Source organism: bacterium (assembly GCA_030655055.1).
GTDB lineage: Bacteria > Edwardsbacteria > AC1 > AC1 > EtOH8 > UBA5202.
Window position 1 is genome coordinate 1 of sequence record JAURWH010000100.1, and the last position, 1206, is coordinate 1206.

General features: G+C 60.0%; 2 protein-coding genes. Both read right to left on the bottom strand.

Features of this window, described 5'->3' with window-relative positions; genetic code table 11:
* Window positions 1-169 (bottom strand): BrnT family toxin (locus Q7U71_04480; GenBank protein MDO9391014.1); only part of this gene is annotated, 169 nt, incomplete at its 3' end.
* A 16-nt stretch (window positions 170-185) separates the two neighbouring features.
* Window positions 186-1206: nickel-dependent hydrogenase large subunit (locus Q7U71_04485; GenBank protein MDO9391015.1), on the bottom strand; the 1021-nt coding region annotated here is incomplete at its 5' end.

Below are 1206 nucleotides of genomic sequence, written 5' to 3' on the forward strand. Positions count from 1 at the left end.
CACGCCATGACATACCTATTGTCAACAATCGGAATTCCTCATGAGAGTGATTCGGGTCTGGGAAAGTTGCCGACAAAGGATCGCCAAACACAGTTGTCGCTTCATGAAAGTCAACCCCGTGCTTTTTAATGTTACTTTCCGCTTTTGGAGGATCCCATTCGAAAATCATGGGGTATAACTATTTTTTACAACTTGATCCCGCGTTTGCGGTAAAATTCAATTCCGTGCTGCCTCAGCGTTTCCCAGTCCATCACCTTTTCCGAGCCGCGCTTGACGTCGGTGATGATCGCCATCCGGTCGGTGCAGGACAGGCAGGGGTCGATGGCCGCCATCACGATCGGAATGTCGGCCACATAGCCGCCCCTCAGCATGTACAGGGTGGAAGGCCAGTTGGCCAGGGTTGGGGCCCGCACCTTGACCCGGTCCGGCTTGTCGGTGCCGTTGGAACGGACATAGTGGACATCCTCGCCCCGCTGGGCCTCCACCCGGCTGACCACTTCGCCCTCCGGCACCTTGCGGGGAGCCTTGACCCGGATCTCGCCGGCCGGCAGGTTCTTTAAGATGTATTCGCAGATGTTATAGGTCTCCATCAGTTCCTTGGCCCGCACCACCACCCGGGCCAGCACGTCGCCGCCGTTGTCGGTGACGATGTTGAAGGGAATGAATTCCCCGAAGCCGGCATAGGGATCGTCCTGGCGGACGTCGCTCTTCCAGCCGGAGGCCCGGGCGGTCGGGCCCACCGCGTTCAGCTCCACCGCCTTCTCCAGGGGCAGCCTGCCCACCCCGGAGATCCTGGCCACCAGGGTCGGTTCCGAAGCGCCCAGGTTCAGGTAATAGGGGGTCCGGGCCTTGAGGGCGGCGATGCCTTCCAGCAGGTTCTTGATCTGCATTTCGTCCAGATCGCGGCGCACCCCGCCGAAGGTCTGCATTCCGTAGTTGACCCGGTTGCCGGAGATCATCTCCAGCATGTCCTGAACGATCTCGCGGTCCCGCCAGGTGTACATGAAGAAGGTGTCAAAGCCTACTTCGTGCCCGGCTACGCCCAACCAGAGCAGGTGAGAATGCACCCTCTCCAGCTCGCCCATCAAACAGCGGATGAACAGGCCGCGCTTGGGCGGCTCCAAGCCCATCAGTTTTTCCACCCCCTGGGCAAAGCAGGTCATATGGGCGTTGGAGCAGATCCCGCAGACCCTCTCCAGCAGATAC